We start from the raw sequence: 16617 nt of genomic DNA, 5'->3' as shown, positions 1-16617 counted from the left end.
CAAAAGCACGCATTCGATGATGCCATGGCCCATGTGGGGTGTCCTGATCGCCGGATCGACCGGCGCTGCATTACGTGCTGTTCGCCCTCCCAACCGTTACGTCACACCGGATGTCCGGCGCGATGGTGGGCCGGCGCGCCAGCAGTCCCGTAAGCCAAGGCCGATGCCCCGTGCCATGGATCTTGACATAGCGGATCACGGCGAGCGCGCCAGCCGTGAACAGGCTGCGCAAATAGCGATCGCCTTGCTTTCTGATACTGCCAAGCTTGTCCTTGCCTCCGCTGGAGTTCTGCTTCGGTACGAGTCCAACCCAGGCCGCGAAGTCCCGCCCCGATCGGAAGGCGTTGGTATCGGCAACGCTCGTGACTAGCGCTTGGCCAGCGCCGGCCCGACGCCGGGGACAGCGTCCAGCCGTTTGCTCGTCGCATGTGATCGATGCCAGGCGTTGATGCGTCGGTCGAACTCCAGGATGTGGGCCTTCAGAACCCGCAAATGGCAGCCGAGAGCCGCAAGACACGCGCGGGCCACCTCTGGGATCCGGCGTTCAGCTGGATCGGCGACGACTTCCAGCAGTTGCTCGACACCCCTGCGCCCGACTGGGGCCACAATCCTGAACTCGGCAGATAGGCGCGGATTGAATTGATCACAGCAGTCCGCTGGCGGATGAGGAGATGGCGCGCTCGACGAAGCATCAGACAGCTCTGTTGCTCGACCGTCTTGGTCGGCACGAACCGCATGTTGGGTCTCGTGGCCGCCTCGCAAATCGCCTCCGCGTCGGTGCTGTCGTTCTTTTGCCGCTTGACGTAGGGCTTCACATAGGCCGGAGGCATCAACCGCACCGTATGCCCCAATGTCTCTAGCTCACGGGACCAATGGCGCGATGAGGCGCAGGCCTCGATCCCCACCAGGCATGGCGGCAGCTTCTGGAAAAACGCCAGGACGTGCCGGCGCCGCAACTGACGCGTACGACCACCTGGCCGGCGGCATCAACGCCATGCACCTGAAAGACCGACTTCGCGATATCCAGGCCGATCGTGGAAATTGACTGCCTAGCTTGCTACTCCGAATCGTGGGAGCCTCAAACGGCGCCCACTCCTTGGCACTCTCGTGCCGGTGGAGGAGCCGTCCACAGCATCAGAAGCAGCCCCTTCCCTCAGGAGTTGTGTGCTCTATCCCTCGATCGCATGCGTCATTGCCGTGCACCTACATCCCGGCGGAATCTGAGGGCAATGAAGAGAACTCGGATTGAAGATACGGCGAAGTGGCCAGGGCAACCGCAGCAGGCAACGGCCGCGCGACGCAATCGCCGCCCGAATTGGGGTCCATGATAAATGGTTATCGGATAGATAGTCACACGGCATTTCCCTTTCTCGGGCGGCGGCGGCATCCTCCACCCAATTCGCAGTATGCAATTAAGGCCGCTGTGCTGTGGCACACAGCATCGGGCGGTTCGGTCGGGCTGGGCCATGAGGCAAGCGCGACAATCGACAGTCGACAACAGGAGGTTAGAAATGCCAGTCCAGAAGCCAGTTCTCACGGCGCCCAAGGGCGGTCAGACGGTGACTTTGAGCAAAGGCTCAACCATTGAGTTGAAAGTGGAGAGCGGCCAATCCGGAGGCGACTATGGCGCTGTCCTGTGGAACGTCCGAGCCGGCGAGGAGCCGCCGCTGCACACTCACTCGCGCGAGGACGAGCTAGTCTTCGTGATTCAGGGGCAGCTCATCGCGCGGGTCGGCGATACCCGCGTCGAGGTCGGGCCGGGCGCCTACGCGGCTCTTCCCCGCGGTGTGCCGCATACGATCGAGGTGGTCGGCGACCAGGCGACTCTGCTCGTCAGCTTCGTGCCGGGTGGGTTGGAGCGCTTCTTGGTTCCAAAGGACGGCAAGGAGCCCAACCCAGCCGATTTCGGCATAGCGCTCGCCTAGAGCTTGATTCGAAAAAGTGTGCAGCGGTTTTGATGCGGCTGGTGGCATTTCCTCGCGACGGCATCACGCGGCGGCAATAACGATCGTCTATCGACTCTATGGCGAGAGGTGATTTCCCTCGCCGGCGTTGCAAGGTCACGCTCCAAAGCATCGTCGCACCGAATTCAGTGCCGCCACCGAGACGCGATGCGAGATTGAGACGCCAGGAGGCTCGATATGCAAAGCAAGGACGTAAAGGCGGCCTTGAATGGCAAAGAAGCCACCTATTTCGGTGTGCCATGGGAAGATGCCTACGGATACGCGCAGGCGATCAAGGTTGGTGACACGATCCATGTCTCCGGCCAGCTCAGCCACGACGAAAAGGGGAACCTGATCGCGCCTGCTTCTCTCGATGAATCCGGCAAGTCGGCCGACTTCTCGATGATGGAACAGCAGATGCGGGTGACCTACGCCAATGCGGCGAAGCTCTTGGCGCGCTTCGGGGCAACGCTGGACAACGTCGTCGAGGAGACGTGCTATGTCCTCGATGTCGACGCCGCATTCGCCGTCGCGGGCAAGGTGCGCAAGGAGGCCTACGGCACAGCACGACCTCAGTGCGCCAGCAACCTGATCGGTGTGGCGAGACTGGCCTTTCCTCAACAGCTCATCGAAATCACCTTCAAGGCTATATTGCCGGGAGTAGAAGCGAAGCCGCGGTGATGAATCCCCGATTTGGGGTTAATAAAATGGTGACCCAAGGACCTAAAACCGAGAGAACAATGTCCGATAACCTGATCGAGCCGAAGGATTGCGCCTTGGTGCTGGCCGATCAGCAAGCCGGACTTGCTTTCGGCGTGGGATCGATCGATCGCCAAATGCTTCTGAACAACGTGATCGCTCTAGCACGCACTGCCGCTGTTTTCGGCATACCGATCGTGGTGTCCACGTCCGCCACCAAGGTCTACAGCGGCCCCCTGATGCGCGCAATTCAGGCCGCGATTCCCGAAGTAGTCGCGATCGATCGCCGCAACATGAACATGTGGGAGGACGACGCTGCGCGCGGCGCGATCGTGGCGACTGGACGACGGAAGCTGATCTTCTCGGGACTGTTGACGGAGGCGTGCGTGACCTTTCCTGTGCTCTCCGCTCTCGCCGCTGGGTATGAGGTACATGTCGTCGGCGACGCTTGCGGCGGGCTCACTCCGGTCAGTCACGATCTGGCGCTGCGACGCATGGAAGTTGCGGGAGCGAAGCCCACGTCGTGGATCCAGGTGCTTCCGGAGCTTCAACGCGACTGGACCCGGCATGCGACCTACGATGGAGCGCGAGCGATCGTCGAGGCTCATGGCGGCGGCTACGGTATCGGCCTGGCCTATGCGCGGGATATGATCAAGCCCGCGTAAGAAACGCGCCGATCATCCATCGGAGTTATTCCCGCGCCACGTGCCCCGGGCGCAGGTCGAGCAAAAGCTTATCAGTCGAGCGGGTCCGCTTGGGGCCCAGGAATGACCACCGTAGTCCACGCCGCGAGCTGCGCGAGCGCACCGAAAAGATGCAATCGACGGCCACGCCTATCTACAGGAGTCTGACGGTCACATTAGCCTTTCCGCGGTGACGCTCTCCCCGATAGAACCAGTCGTGGAGCCAAGGCAGACCGATCACCCCATCGTTTACGTACAGGAAGATCTCGCCGCTGCGTCGAGCGGTGAACTGATCCCTGTAGACCTGGGGGCTGGTGCTTGGGACGGGCTTGGGGTCCAGGAAATATTCGTCAACACCGGTCTCGCCGATGCGTGCGATCAGCCGGTACCACGGCCGGAACAGAATCCGGGTCCAAATTCTCGCAGGTCCGCACCGGGTCAAAATGCGAAGAACTCAGAGTGAGCAAATCTCGGCCGTTGTACCCCGTTAAGCGGACCTCAGCGGGACGTGCCGCCAGTTCGCCGATAGGACAACAGGGCGACATCGCAGACTTGGCTTGATATGAAAGAGGCCGCCAACCGAGGCGGCCTTCGACCTTCATCGCGATTGAGGCGCTTTTCGCCTTTGGGGCCTCGTGGCATCCTGATATCGTGACGCTTAGCGGTAAGCACGGGACGGCAGGGAAACGTAGGATATGAAAGCGCATCTGGCACAGCTGCGCGATCAGGCAGCTGAGTGCGCGACCCTTAGTGCGGAAGCCGAAACAAAAGAGAAGCGAGAGTTTTTTGCCACACTCAGCCGCGAACTCACCACGATAGCGGATCGCGCGGAAGGCATCGTAAAAAGAGCGAAACGTCCTGGAGGGGATCGGCACTGAGTGGCAAAAAGGAGGAGGAGCGTCTCAGGCCGCGATTGCAGCAATCAGCGGCTTGACCCCGACGATGTTCATGACCCGTGTCAGGTTGTAGGCCAGGACGGATAGAGCCATCTCGGTGGCTACTTTTGGAAGCGTTTTGGTCAGGAAGTGCGTCGCTCCCATGCGTGCCTTCATCGTACCGAACGGATGCTCGAGCGTCTCTGTGTTCACGAATCCTGCCGCATGAACCTGAACGACGACTCTTTCACGCAGTTAGCTATCGGTTCGACGCCTTCCGCGACGACCGTGATGTTGAATTGCTGTGTGATGCCGACGATACATCTGGCGAGCGCTTCATAGTCAGAAATTTCGTCACATCATGCAGATCATCTACCGATGAGACGGCAACCGTCAGCCATTTCCCGTCGATGTATGTTTTGGCTTCATCGTAGAGCTTGACCAATTGCGGCCGCCAGACATAGCGCCGCTCCTCAAACTTCTCTCGTTCTGCGCCACCCATCACCACGACAACCGAAAACCTTCGGTATTCCGGCGCCAAGGTGCAGAACGCCTTGGTTTTCTTGTAGCGCAGAGACCAACCGCGATTCTTGCCACCGTAGAGCCAGTCCGGCGCGAAAATTCCAGGGTAGAATTCGTCGATCCAGTTCCGCAGCTCAGCCCAATGCTCGAACGCATCTGGTCCGAGCCATTTGCGTACGGCGCTGTCATCGGGCGGTGCTGATTTGTCGGTGATCCTGTCGCCGACTTGGGGAAGCGTACCGGCAGGTAAAATCATCGAAAGACCTCGTGTTCATAGTCCGGCGGAGGCCGGAGGGTTAGGATGTGCGCGTGCCAAGAGGCGCGCTCCTGAATGCTGCTGGTGCGACCGTCTCCAGAGCAGGAGGGCATCGCGAGAGCACTGCAGGACGATCGAGGACGCCTCGAAGCTCTCCCACGACCGTAAGGTCGATGGCGGCAAGAGCGTTGTCCCTCGCTGATGTGGCCTTGTCGCCCCCGAGAAACGCGGTGGCCTGTACGGGGAGGAATTGCAGGGTTTTCAGCCCAATGGAGTTCAGCGCCAGCGTCAGGTACGGCGTGAGGAAATCGGGCTGATTGGCTCGCTCGCCAGAAAAGACGGCACCGGAAGCCACGCCGATGAAAACCGGACGATCCCGGAGCATTCCCACCTTTCCGGACGGCGTCGACTTCATCGTGCGACCGACGCGCAGAATTTGATCGATCCAGGCCTTGAGGACCGAGGGAATGGTGAAGTTGTGCATGGGCGTTCCGATGACAATCACATCGGCCGCCTCGACTTCCTGAATAAGCGCTTCGGAAACGTCCAGAGCACCCTTCAGCGGAGCCGCCAACGTGGCCAGCGAAGACAGCGCGACTGCGTAATCCGCCACGGCGTGAGGCAAGGGTTCAGTCCCTAAATCACGCCGAGTGATGCTCGCCCCGGGCGCAACCTCGAGAAGCTTTTCGACGATCGCCGCCGAAAGCTGGCGGCTATGCGAATCCTGACGCGGACTGCAATCAATATGGAGGATGTTCATGCGATCGATTCCAATTGCTTCGTGAGATTGCGACGGGACCAAGCTCAGATCGAGCCGGCCGGCGCGACGGCCGGAAAGTCCTTCTCGTGATCGAAAACGTTGTTGAAGAAGTTCGTCAGCGAGTACATGGCCACCAATGCTACGATCTCGATGATGTTCGCGTCGGTGTAGCCAACCTCGCGGACCGCTTTCAGATCGGCATCACTGACGTGCCCGCGCGTCTCAATTACTTTGCGTGCGAACTGGACGGCGGCGTCCCGCTTCGGGTCGTTGGCATGGCCCTTTCGGGCAAGAATGATGTCATCGGCCGATAGCTTCGCCATGTGTTCGGCTGTGAAGCTGTGAACCGTCAGGCAATAGTTGCAACCATTCACCTCGGAGACCGCGAGTCCGATACTGTCGCGTGTCTTCACGTCGAGCGCTTTGCTCAGGGAGCCGAGCAGGGTGGCCCAGGAGTTGAATGCGATTGGGCTCTGCGCGAAGGCCGCCATCATATTTGGGGTGAACCCGATGTTCTTGGTGAACGCATCAAGGGTCGATTTCGATTCAACCGGCACCTGTTCTTGCTTCAGAGCAACAGTTCTTGCCATGGTAATCTCCATAAGTTCTTGAGTTGATTTGGAATTATGCAAAGTCGAGCACGTCAGCCACCGGCATGCGGGGCTTCTGCGGCCAGTTGCCTGCTCGCTCCGGCCCGACGGTCAGCAGCATGACCGGCACTTCGTCTTCGGCCAGACCGAACTCGCGGTGCACGGCTTCGGCGTCGAAGCCGATCATCGGCGTCGAACCCCAGCCCAAAGAGCGAGCCGCATAGATGATCGCCGCGGCGCCGAAGGTCGCGGAGCGTACCGCCTCATCGCGCTGCCGCTGGGGCTGATCGTCATACAGTCCGCGCGCAGGGATTTCCCAATCCGGCACTAGGTGCGCCGGCATGATTCCGGCTTCCACGACAGACGCCAGACGATCGGGAACAGTGCTGGCATCGGCCAGTTGCCCGATGATGATAAAGGTAACGGCAGCGTCGAGGATCGCGGGCTGCTTCCAAGCAATCGGATGGAGCCGAGCCTTGGCCTCGGGCGTACGGACGGCGATGAACCGCCAGTTCTGCAGGTGGAAGGATGTCGGCGCGGATGTGCCGATCCGCACCAACTCGCGGATCTGATCGTCGCGCAGAGTGGCGATAGGGTCGTAGTACTTGGCGGCACTGCGGCTCAGAATGGTTTCAATGACGACGTTCGTCGGCATCGGCTGGGTGAGCGAATGGGAAGGTTGGGATGCGGGAGTATTTCCGCCCGTCTTGGCCTGCGGGAAGATCTCAGCGATTGCGCTGGTTGCGGGATCGGCGGCGACTGTGGCGATGCAGTTCATTAGGTGGCTCCTTCTTCAAGTGATTACGGAGCCCAATTTACGGTTGGTCATGAAAACTTCGAGGCTGGATCAGCTCAATACGATGCGCGAAAGGATCAAACTGGCGCGCGTCCGACCCAGGCCGTAGGTCTACTCACCCTTGTGCGCCACTCGGCGCCATTCCCCCGGTGTCATCCCCATTCTCTCGGCAAATACACGCCGGAATGCCGAAACGGATTGATACCCAACTGTCTCGGCCACAGCCTCGGTGCTGATGGCAGGTTTTTTCAACTCGTTGGCGGCCAGGCCCATGCGGAGATCGGTCAACAGGTCGAGGGCGGAGCAACCTAGCCTGTCTTGAAAGTGCCTCATGAACGTAGCGCGCGACATGCCGCACATCTCCGCCAAATCAGGCAGTTTCCAAGACCGCGCTGGATCAGCAAACATCGCCGCAATGGCTGGAGCCAGTCGCGGATGACCGGCGAGGGCCAAGAGGCCTTCGGGCGCTTTCTCGGCTTCGCTCGCCGAGCGCAATACCAGGGTGAACAGGGCTGAAGAAAGTGCGTCGAGAATAGCACGTCCTCCCGCTCTGTCACCGGCGGACTCCATTCGCATCAGCCTCACCAAGCTGGCCAGTTGGTCGGAAGCGGAGCCGGTTCCGTCTTCTCCATTGCTGTTCATAGCCCGCGCGACCAGTTCCGCGGGCATGTAGTTGCGGATCAGCCGATCATGGGGTGACGCAATGAAAAATCGCCCACACATCAGATCCAGTTGCTCACCCTGCCCATCGTTCTCGCTCAACATCCATCCGGCAGAGCCTACGCTTTCGTGTGTACGGATTGGTGTCTGCCCACTACCGTCGTGCAGCACATGCGCCGCACCATGAGGAAGTAGCACGATATCCCCGCTCACCAGCTCCCGCGCCGTTCTCGTCTCCGGATTCTCTAAAATGGCCCGGCCCTTGACTATGACGTGATAAGGGATCTCGTTTGCCGCAGCCCGGCCCCAGGTAACACGCCACGGCGCACCGTAGGCGCAGCGGACCTCGAGCTGGCCGGTGATGGTGATCAGTTGCAGGAGATGGCTAAGCCAATCGATTTGGGACATAAGATCTCGCTACCTTGGCCGGATCGCGTAGTATATCGGAAGGAAGAAGCGCGGCGCTACGAGGCCGGGCGCCTCAGGGAAATCGACGACAAAGCTTATCAGTAGAGAATCGAAGCCAGCCTGAGAGGGCATTCGCGTTATTGCGATTATGGAATGTCGCTGTGGGGGATACACGGGCGGACGTGGCTGAGCCTTTGGCGACCGTCCGCATTCTGACCCATTTCGGAAACTGCGGTGCTCCTTGTGGGAAGCCTTAGGAGTTCGTCAGAAAGGATTACCGGCTACTCTTGTCTGGGCGGGCCCGCTGTCCTCATGCCGCCCGCCTGTCTCAACGCTCGAACCGACTTGGTTGATTTAGCTGACTCTGGATTGGTCTCGGTCGTAACCGCGCTGCTTACGAATCGATCCTGCACCGGTTTTGGCGTCAGCTCGACCACCGCTGCCTCCGGGCTGCCCAACTGAGCAATTTTGTCGGTAGTGGCGAGGTTGGTCAGTCGCAATTCCTCCCGAGACAGTTCATGAAGGTCTACCCATGGCGGCACGTTCAGCGCTAGTGCCAACAGGTCACCCGTGCCGCCCATGTCGAAGGTGTATTTGGCGAGACGTCCAATATCGCGCTCCACGATCATGAGATCATCTGCGCTGTAGCTCGCGGCCCGCGCATTATCAGCACGATCGCCCATCCAGATCTGATGTACGCGGATGTGCGCCTGTTCTGGCACGTAGCGCAACTTGCCCGACAATAGCAGAAAAACACACATAGACTCGCAGTAGGCTTCGGGCGACACGTTGGCGCGCTCGCCGCGTGCGGTGTGGGTAAGCACGCTCACCCCGACGGTCGTCAACATCCCGAGCTCCCGGAACCAGTGTCCGAGCGCGATCGAGTCGTTAACCGAGCCGCCGCTGGAATCCAGCACGACAGTTTCGCCTTTGAGCTGATGACTGTGCGCGAATTCATTGAAGTCCTTTGGCGTCTCTGCGGTGACCATGCCGACCGCGCTGACCCAGCCCCGACAATTCGGATGGCAAGCGACCCAAGTGAACTTCATCGGCAATTTGCGTTCTTCGAGGGCGGCGCCGGCATACGTCGAACCGCCCAGCATAGCCATCAGGCCGAAGAATGCGACGAAACGGGCGGCGGCTCCGAGCAAAATCCATGCTCGGGTGGCCGCTCGGCGAGTGAGCATGAATTTCTTTCCTTGGCTAGCTATCGGTGGAATGAGCCGCGTCACAACGGCGTGCGAACACCGGCGACATCTGGTGCTGCCGGGTCGTCGGTACAGATCCAGAAACGAATTTTAGCCAGGACCAATGCTTGGCGCGCCATTTCGGGCCGAGGCCACGCATGTAGTGCAGCCCGGGTCGGTAGCTGTCGCGCACGTCCATAATTAGGTTGTGAATGACACTGGCGAAGTCGGAGACAAACTCAGCCGACCTTCGAGAAAAATCCGAAAATGCGATTGCACCCATTGTTATCATCGATGAACCTCTCCTATTTCTCTTGCCGCTTAACACATCGGCCGTTATGCCCAAGCGTAGCCTCCGAGAGATGGGCCAAGCCATTGCACAGAGGGTGATCCTCACCTGACCTTTCATTGAGAAGAGCACACCAAGGTTTAGCCCTGCCTGTGAGGGCCTTGCGACTGATGGGAAGGTCGCACCTCCTTCATGGTGCATTATCGCCTTCAGCAGCTGGCAATCTAACTGGCTCAAATTTGCGAGGTGCGAAATGCCACGAAGACACAGCGGATCGGATTGGCGCCACCTCACGTTCTACCCGCCTGCGCAGATGAGGTTAGTAGGGGGTGCTGCGGCCATGATTCCGCTTGTCGCCCAAAGCGAGCTTGCCGGCGGTCGGCGCCCGATCGCTATCAACGCCAGAGCTTGATCAGTTGCGCGGCCACACTCGGAAGGTCTGGCCCGACGACCGCCGGCGCCGGCCACCCAGGTACTGCCAATGCGGGCGACGGAGCATTGCCGGGTCTCGCGATAAGCGCTACCGGACAGCCAACGTTCTGCGCCCCAAGATTATCCCACACATGGGTCGACACCATGCAAATCGCAGCCGTCGATACAAACAACTCCTCCGCGGCCATGTGGTAGACCTGGGGCGCGGGCTTAAAGCGACGTACCAGATCAACGCTCAGTGATCTTTCAAAGAAACCGTCTATACCGGCGTGCCCTAGCTGTGCGATCTGGACGCTCTGCGGCGAGTTCGAAAGAGTGACAAGTCGGAAACCGGCGTCCTTCAATTGCTTCAGCCCGACCGGCACATCGGAGTGCGCGGGCATCGTGGCGGCTCGCTTTCCCAATTCTACGATATCGGCCTGCTGAATCGAGACCCCGTGGCTCGAGCCCATCCATTCCAGCACGGCTTCCGACAAATTAAAGAATGGTACGTATGGCCCGCCTGCAAGGGTTATTGCCTCCGAGTGGAGAATGAGCTGTGTATACCACTCGTTCACCAACTTCGCGTCGCCAAACAACCGTTCAAACAGTGGCGCCAGGTGCCGGATGTCGAGCAAGGAGTCGTTAACTTCGAATGCGAGGATCGTCGGCACCTCGGCGCCGCGCTCGCTTTCTTGAGCGGGTGCGGGTGCAGCCCGCCCGACAGCACTCGCCATCACACCGCCAATTGCGGCAGCTCCGAGGCCTGCAAGTAGCTTGCGTCGCAGTGCCGAGGATCGAACATCGTCGGTCATAGGTTTGCTCCTTTCCACGTGCTAAAATCGAACCGATCCTCACATGGCAGTCCGCGGTCGAGGTTCGCTCGCTGGTCGGCGCTCACCTCGGTCGCGTTGAGAACTGAGTCGCCAGCAAGATCGCAGCGGCGAGAACCCAGTAGTGCCAGGCGTCAAGCCCAGTTCAGTGATGAAGACCACACCCAATGCGCGGTCCACCCAGAGATGCAGCCAGTAGCGGATGACCCGGACGAGTCCCGCCGGGGGCCGTGAGAGCCGGCAGCAGCAGTGCCATGACGCGGGTCACCACCGAAAGCCACAGCACGACAGGACTGCTCTCGCCTAGCTTCAGCAGAATTGGCGCGACCATCAAGACGATGGCAACAGGATTAGGTAGGTGTGGACAGATTTTGAGGTGAAGCGAAAGGGCATGGCCTGGGTCCTGCACGCTGGGCTACTCGATCGAGTTCTTGAGACTCGAGAGTAGGAGGCTATTCCCGTCTGCACGCCGTTGGAAATGCCGGATCGTTATCGTTTTCATTCTCTCGGGCGCCCGCATGACGCCTTGTTGATGATGTTCGTGTCCGGGCGGGATGAAGTCGACGTGGGACCCCGGACTCGATAATGAACACCGCGAGCGTGGCGAGAACCCAGGCGACCGCGGCGCCAGCCATCGCCATGCGGAACCCCGAGAACAGCTGGGGACCGCCCTGCTGTTAGGACGCCGCCGAGCAGGGCGATAGCGAAGAGCAACCCGGCGTGCGAGACCGCGCTGTTGATGTAATAACCGTCGGGGCCTTCTGTTTGTATGGGGGAGGCAGCTCAACGCTCGGCGGCCTACCTATCGACGTTATCCCTGAGGTTCGCAGACTTCCCGTCAGTTGACAGTGGCTGCCGCCTCGGTTCGTAGCGCTGCGCTAAATTCAAAAGGCGCTTTTTGATAAATGGGTCGGCTTGCTCTGCGAGTTCACGCAGTATTTTTGCACGTTGCTCATTGAACTCGTCATCCAGCATGATCGTCCTCAATACAAATGTGAGACTGCAATCGTCGCGATAAGCGCGTAACTAATAGTCCTCCAAGACCAATGCCTAGGACGAACCGCAGCGCGCGTTACAAAAGGACCATGTAGATGGTCCTTCTGTAGGCGCCGATAAATGCGCGCGGCTTGCCCGCCGATCAAATATTACCAGCCATTTTGCGCGCAGATCATTTACGCAGGTCAGAGTTATCGTGTGAAGCCGAAAACCGCGACGTAAATCATGGAACAAGAGAAGAGTTGCCTGCGTGCAACAAGATGGACGCTTGCAAACTGGCGTTGTTCGCGACCTCACAGCTCCCGCTCCATCGCAGGATGCTGGCGGTTCTTGACCTTGATCCAATATTTACAACGACCACCGACGTAGGGCCGCTCGCGATGCTTGGAGACCAAGCCCTCTAGGCCCATCTGGAATGCAATGCTGGGAAGAGATCGGGGCCGATCTTGCGAAATCGTCGAGGCCGGAAATCGGTCAGGTTCTATTGGGACAACCTCGTCTCACGCCGGATGAACCCGAGCACCCTCACGCGACAAGATGCCATCGAGAAGGCCACGGCGCTGGCGAAGGCTGAGATGGATAAGCTGGACGCCCCCGAGTGAGCGCAGCAACGGAAGACGAGGAAGACGAAGACGCCGTCGAATTGTTTGTGGCTGACTTCGATGCGAGGGATCGCGCGCTCACGATCCACGAGGCAGGCCATGCCGTCGTTGCGCGTGCTCTCGGCGCGGATGTTGTATCCGTGGAGATCGACTTGACGACCGGCTACGGCAGCTCACGCTCGCAAGACTTCTCCGATCAGGTTAACAACCTAGCGGTCTGCGTAGCGGGCTGCAGGGCCGAGAACGCTTTCGACGCGCGATCACCGCGAAGAGCCAAGATCAGCGACTTCAGGAAGATGCGTAAATTGCTATCCGCGTTGCCTGAAGTCCATAGACGCGCCGCGCGGGCGGAAGGCTACCGGCTTGCCGAGGCGACCCTGAGAGAGCACGCGGACAAGGTCCAACGTCTGGCTGACGAGTTGATGGCGCGGCGGTGGAAAGACGGGGCCGATACGGTCCCGCATCGAGCGTGACGAACTGATCATGCTGCTCGGAGCTACCGGAGCTACTGGCGATGAACGAAACTCCTGATGATGGGCCTGCGGACGACGAGGTCTTTGGCGACCTTCGACCTTGTCGGTGGCCTGCCAGTAATCCTGAATGGGCTCGCCGTCGGTTTCCTCGAAGTCGCCGGTCGCCATCCCTCCTTTCCGTCGGCCTATCGCCGGCGTTCTGCAGACGATGACGCGGCCGAGCTGTGTGAAACCGCACGGCCAATCGCAGGGCTGGTCTTTCCCAAACTTCGCGGCATCGCCTGCGGTGCAAGCGAAGGTCGTCTGCACCGAATGAAGCGCATCGGCCTCCATGAAGAATCTCGGGTATTGAACCGATCTGGTAATTTGTCGTTGACATTCAAACGCGTGACGGTGGAGGGCGCTTCATAATCAAGAGCTCCGTCACATCATGTCGATCAGCTGCGGAAGAGATAGCAGCTGACAGCCATTTCCCGTCAGGGTATGTTTTGGCTTGATCGTAGAGCTTGACCAATCTGAGCGCCAGCTATAACGCCGCTCCTCAAATTTCTCTCGCTCTGCTCTCCCTAAGACCACCAGGATGGAAAACCGCCTGTATTCAGGTAGGAAGGTGCAGAATGCCTTGGACTTCCGCAGAGACCAACCGCGCTTCTTGCCGCCATAGAGCCAATCCGGCGCGAAAACACCGGGGTAGTATGCTCCGATCCAGTTCCGCAGCTCGGCCCAATGCACGAACGCCTTCGGCCCGACCCAGTCGCGGATAGTGTTGTCATCGGGCGGCGCTGATTTTTCCGTGATCCTGTCGCCGATCTGGGGAGACTGGTCCGTGCCGCTTTCCTTTACATCACATCTCGCAAGGTTCGGTAAGACTTTGGCGGGCTGCACCTTGATCTCGCGCAAGGATGCGGCGCAAATTCTTGCGTTCCTAATCGGTGTTACGCGCGATATTTCTTCCGTCCTCAGCCCGGCGTTTGAGGCGCAGGCAAATCGTCCGTCAAAGTAGAAATCCAGGCCGCGGATTCGTGGATACGTAATTTGGACTTTCGGCACGTGCTTGGAGGAGGCGTAGCCGACTTGACTTTGATCCGGGTCTGTTCGGCGCGACCCGTGTCGTCTGGCTGCGCATCCAAAAGTCGAGAAGAGATCAGTATTTGCGATATCGTCTATGTGGCGGATTCGCCGCTTCGGGGCGCGATCGCGCATGTTGAGCGTGACGTTCTCGAGGCTTGATGCCGAGATCTTCCGAGATCGCCTGACCGCCGGCCAGGATCGCGATGCCCTCCAGCATGGCCTTGCGGCGATCGCCGAAGCCCGGCGGCCTTGACGGCCGCGACCTTGAGGCCGCCGCTGAGGCGGTTCACGACAAGGGTGACGAGCGCTTCGCCTTCGACGTCCTTGGCCATGATGATCAGCGGCTTGCCGATCTGCACAACGGCCTCGAGCAGTGGGAGCAGCTCGTTCAGCGAGGAGAGCTTCTCGTAGGATGTAGGCATCGTCCATCTCAACGCGCATCTCGTCGGCATTGGTGACGAAGTAGGGCGAGATGTAGCCGCGGTCGAACTGCATGCCCTGGACCACGTCGAGTTCGGTCTGGAGCGACTTCGCTTCTTCGACCGCAATCAGCCGCGGCTCGTCGAGAGGCTAGTTCGGCCGCGTGGCGGAGCATTTGCGTCATCCGAGCAAACATCGTGGCGCCTAAGGTTTCACGCGCGACGCCAGTCCCCGTCGATGCCATCATGTGCAGGGATAGCGCGTAAGTGACCCGTCGGCCTTGTTCTGTTTCCCTAGTCATGGATGCCAGAATCCGATCCCTTTCTTGTACTTCTCTTCAATTCCGCATGTTTCGCTCATCATCATCATCACCCGATCGCGCGATCGCGCGCTGCATGAACCGCGGCGCTTGATCCCGCGCAATATGAGATACCGGTCGCGCAGAAGGATAGCGACCAATCCTTGGCTGGAGTTCCCTGATATCGCAAAAGACGTCGGCCTGCCGTCGCAACTCGTCGGCGATCATTGACGGCTGAGTGGCAAGGCTGGACACGACGGTAACACGGACCCCGTGGCGCTGCACCGCCTCCACCAGCGCACGAAAGTCACCGTGTCCCGAAAACAACACCATTTCGTCGATGCGATCTGCGAGCTCCATCGCATCGACTGCAAGTTCAAGGACGATGTTGCCTTTGACCTTGCGACGGCCGCTCGCGTCTACGAACTCCTTCGTGGCCTTCGTCACAACGGTAAACCCGTTGCAGTCCAGCCAGTCAAGCAGCGGGCGCATCGAGGAGTATTCCTGAGTCTCAATGATAGTCGTGTAATAGCACGCGCACACAAGCGTCCCCCGGCTTTCGAATTCCCTAAGCAAGCACTTGTAATCGATATCGAAGCCGAGTGCTTTCGCGGTTGAGTGAAGATTGGAACCGTCAATGAACAACGCGATCTTGCTGGAGCTGGAGGGCATCAAGATGTGACCTTCGTTCATTCATGCTAGGCTGAAGGGAGGCCCGCGGTTGAACTGGGATCGAAACACCGAGCCAGTTGATCTAACATCATCAGGACAGAGTTGTCGTCAGGCATTGACTTAAATGCGAAAACCCGTCTCATCCTTTTTTGGTACGAAAACGTACACTTGGATACCTCGGTCGTTCAGAAGGTACTAAGACTTTCAATCTGATGTCTGAGGTCCGCAACAGATTGCTACGTCTGCTTCCACCTGATGAACTCAAGCAGGTTCTGTTGCTCTCCGAAGAGGTGCCGCTGACGAAACGGCAAGTTCTTCATCGCTACGGCGTTCGCATGCAGCACGTCTATTTTATAGAGAGTGGTCTTGTGTCGGTTGGTGCCAAGGTGGGGCCGCAAAAGTTTGTTGAGGTGTGGCTGATCGGCTCGGAAGGGCTTGCCGGAATACATCTCGCGTTGACGACAAAAACGCAGCCAATGCACCGTCGAATTGTGCAGGTGGCGGGCGCGGCTAATCGACTCACGGTGGATCGCTTTCAACATGCGATTGCAAGCCTACCGACTTTCCGCAGCGTGGTGCACGCCTATATCGCTTCCGTGCTTATTCAGACCGCCCAATCAGGAGCATGCAATACGTCCCATCAATTACAGCAGCGCCTTGGGCGATGGCTTCTGCTCGCGCGCAATGCTCTGGAATCTGACGAGATCCCTCTCACGCACCAAGTGCTTGCTCAGCTTCTCGGAGTACGTCGTGCGGGCGTTACGGAGTGCCTTCTTCAACTCAGGAGGGATGGGCTCATCGAAATGATGCGTGGCCGCCTTGTCGTCCGCGACGCTTTTCGGCTGGCGCAGGTCTCCTGCGACTGCTGGAGCTTGATCGAACGCGAGTACGAACGCCAACTCCTAAATATTTACGCTCCGAACAGCGATTCGTTGGTACATGAGACCCGATAGTCATCTGCGATGCCAAGCTAAAAATAGCTGGTTGCCGCGGTTGTTGCAGTTGGCTCCCAGCTCCTCGATCTGTCTCTTCGAGCAAACCCGTCGCAATTGGCCTCAAGGCCTTGTCATTCGTTCCGCATGCGGAAACGCGACGACTCCAGGCATCCTTCAGTTTCTCCATTGTTCATCAGGGCTGGGAGACGAGAGGCGCAGTCGTGCCTGCTTTTTGCAG

At 59.2% G+C, this 16617-nt stretch carries 16 protein-coding genes and 4 pseudogenes; 7 read left to right on the top strand and 13 right to left on the bottom strand.

What is annotated here, in order from left to right:
* Positions 1 to 70: 70 nt before the first annotated feature.
* A pseudogene (locus JQ632_RS40485) lies at positions 71 to 1042 on the bottom strand (IS110 family transposase).
* Between the two features lie 469 nt (positions 1043 to 1511).
* On the opposite strand from JQ632_RS40485, the gene JQ632_RS21765 reads away from it, so the two are divergent.
* The 4 genes from JQ632_RS21765 (at position 1512) to JQ632_RS21750 (ending at position 4203) form a co-directional block, all read left to right on the top strand.
* On the top strand, positions 1512 to 1925 hold the full coding sequence (locus JQ632_RS21765) for a cupin domain-containing protein (protein WP_212404616.1): 414 nt from the start codon (positions 1512 to 1514) through the stop codon (positions 1923 to 1925).
* A gap of 216 nt (positions 1926 to 2141) precedes the next feature.
* On the top strand, positions 2142 to 2624 hold the full coding sequence (locus JQ632_RS21760) for a Rid family hydrolase (protein ID WP_212404615.1): 483 nt from the start codon (positions 2142 to 2144) through the stop codon (positions 2622 to 2624).
* A gap of 59 nt (positions 2625 to 2683) precedes the next feature.
* Positions 2684 to 3307, top strand: coding sequence for a hydrolase (locus JQ632_RS21755; RefSeq protein WP_212404614.1), 624 nt, complete (start codon positions 2684 to 2686; stop codon positions 3305 to 3307).
* A 713-nt stretch (positions 3308 to 4020) separates the two neighbouring features.
* The gene (locus JQ632_RS21750; RefSeq protein WP_212404613.1) at positions 4021 to 4203 is read left to right on the top strand and encodes a hypothetical protein; all 183 of its coding nucleotides are present in this window, start codon (positions 4021 to 4023) and stop codon (positions 4201 to 4203) included.
* Between the two features lie 24 nt (positions 4204 to 4227).
* Here the strand turns inward: JQ632_RS21750 and JQ632_RS21745 are convergent.
* The 9 genes and pseudogenes from JQ632_RS21745 to JQ632_RS21705 all read right to left on the bottom strand — a co-directional run.
* Positions 4228 to 4401, bottom strand: a pseudogene (locus tag JQ632_RS21745) (IS5/IS1182 family transposase); the annotation flags it as partial.
* 58 nt (positions 4402 to 4459) lie between these two features.
* Positions 4460 to 4978, bottom strand: a complete 519-nt coding sequence (locus tag JQ632_RS21740) for a DUF3788 domain-containing protein (protein WP_212404612.1) — start codon at positions 4976 to 4978, stop codon at positions 4460 to 4462.
* A 40-nt stretch (positions 4979 to 5018) separates the two neighbouring features.
* Positions 5019 to 5738 (bottom strand): FMN-dependent NADH-azoreductase, encoded by a 720-nt coding sequence (locus JQ632_RS21735; protein WP_212404611.1) that lies wholly within the window; start codon positions 5736 to 5738, stop codon positions 5019 to 5021.
* 44 nt (positions 5739 to 5782) lie between these two features.
* Positions 5783 to 6328 (bottom strand): carboxymuconolactone decarboxylase family protein, encoded by a 546-nt coding sequence (locus JQ632_RS21730; protein WP_212404610.1) that lies wholly within the window; start codon positions 6326 to 6328, stop codon positions 5783 to 5785.
* Between the two features lie 34 nt (positions 6329 to 6362).
* Positions 6363 to 6983: a nitroreductase family protein gene (locus tag JQ632_RS21725; RefSeq protein ID WP_212404633.1), complete on the bottom strand. Its 621-nt coding sequence runs from the start codon at positions 6981 to 6983 to the stop codon at positions 6363 to 6365.
* A gap of 252 nt (positions 6984 to 7235) precedes the next feature.
* Positions 7236 to 8192: an AraC family transcriptional regulator gene (locus JQ632_RS21720; protein ID WP_212404609.1), complete on the bottom strand. Its 957-nt coding sequence runs from the start codon at positions 8190 to 8192 to the stop codon at positions 7236 to 7238.
* A gap of 281 nt (positions 8193 to 8473) precedes the next feature.
* Positions 8474 to 9379: a hypothetical protein gene (locus JQ632_RS21715; protein WP_212404608.1), complete on the bottom strand. Its 906-nt coding sequence runs from the start codon at positions 9377 to 9379 to the stop codon at positions 8474 to 8476.
* Between the two features lie 684 nt (positions 9380 to 10063).
* Positions 10064 to 10894, bottom strand: a complete 831-nt coding sequence (locus tag JQ632_RS21710) for a haloacid dehalogenase type II (RefSeq protein ID WP_212404607.1) — start codon at positions 10892 to 10894, stop codon at positions 10064 to 10066.
* 816 nt (positions 10895 to 11710) lie between these two features.
* A complete protein-coding gene (locus tag JQ632_RS21705) occupies positions 11711 to 11887 on the bottom strand; it encodes a hypothetical protein (RefSeq protein ID WP_212404606.1) in 177 nt (58 codons plus the stop codon).
* A gap of 619 nt (positions 11888 to 12506) precedes the next feature.
* Between JQ632_RS21705 and JQ632_RS21700 the strand changes: the two genes are divergently transcribed.
* Together JQ632_RS21700 and JQ632_RS21695 are read left to right on the top strand one after the other, a co-directional pair.
* Positions 12507 to 12983, top strand: a complete 477-nt coding sequence (locus JQ632_RS21700; protein WP_212404605.1) for a hypothetical protein — start codon at positions 12507 to 12509, stop codon at positions 12981 to 12983.
* Positions 12984 to 13040: 57 nt separating this feature from the next.
* Entirely contained in the window at positions 13041 to 13394 is a 354-nt protein-coding gene (locus JQ632_RS21695; RefSeq protein ID WP_212404604.1) for a hypothetical protein, read from the top strand.
* On the opposite strand, the pseudogene JQ632_RS21690 reads toward JQ632_RS21695, so the two are convergent.
* The 3 genes and pseudogenes from JQ632_RS21690 to JQ632_RS21680 form a co-directional block, all read right to left on the bottom strand.
* A pseudogene (locus tag JQ632_RS21690) lies at positions 13363 to 13793 on the bottom strand (DUF3788 domain-containing protein). The gene JQ632_RS21695 and the pseudogene JQ632_RS21690 sit on opposite strands and share 32 nt — an antisense overlap.
* Before the next feature lie 372 nt (positions 13794 to 14165).
* Positions 14166 to 14606: pseudogene (groEL, locus tag JQ632_RS21685) on the bottom strand (chaperonin GroEL); the annotation flags it as partial.
* A 205-nt stretch (positions 14607 to 14811) separates the two neighbouring features.
* Positions 14812 to 15444 (bottom strand): NYN domain-containing protein, encoded by a 633-nt coding sequence (locus JQ632_RS21680; protein ID WP_212404632.1) that lies wholly within the window; start codon positions 15442 to 15444, stop codon positions 14812 to 14814.
* A gap of 212 nt (positions 15445 to 15656) precedes the next feature.
* On the opposite strand from JQ632_RS21680, the gene JQ632_RS21675 reads away from it, so the two are divergent.
* Entirely contained in the window at positions 15657 to 16397 is a 741-nt protein-coding gene (locus JQ632_RS21675; RefSeq protein WP_212404603.1) for a Crp/Fnr family transcriptional regulator, read from the top strand.
* The last annotated feature ends 220 nt before the right edge of the window (positions 16398 to 16617 follow it).

This window comes from Bradyrhizobium liaoningense (assembly GCF_018130955.1).
Classification (GTDB): Bacteria; Pseudomonadota; Alphaproteobacteria; order Rhizobiales; family Xanthobacteraceae; genus Bradyrhizobium; species Bradyrhizobium liaoningense_C.
The sequence above is the reverse complement of the archived record's forward strand: the minus strand, read 5'-3'. Positions and strand labels throughout refer to the sequence as shown.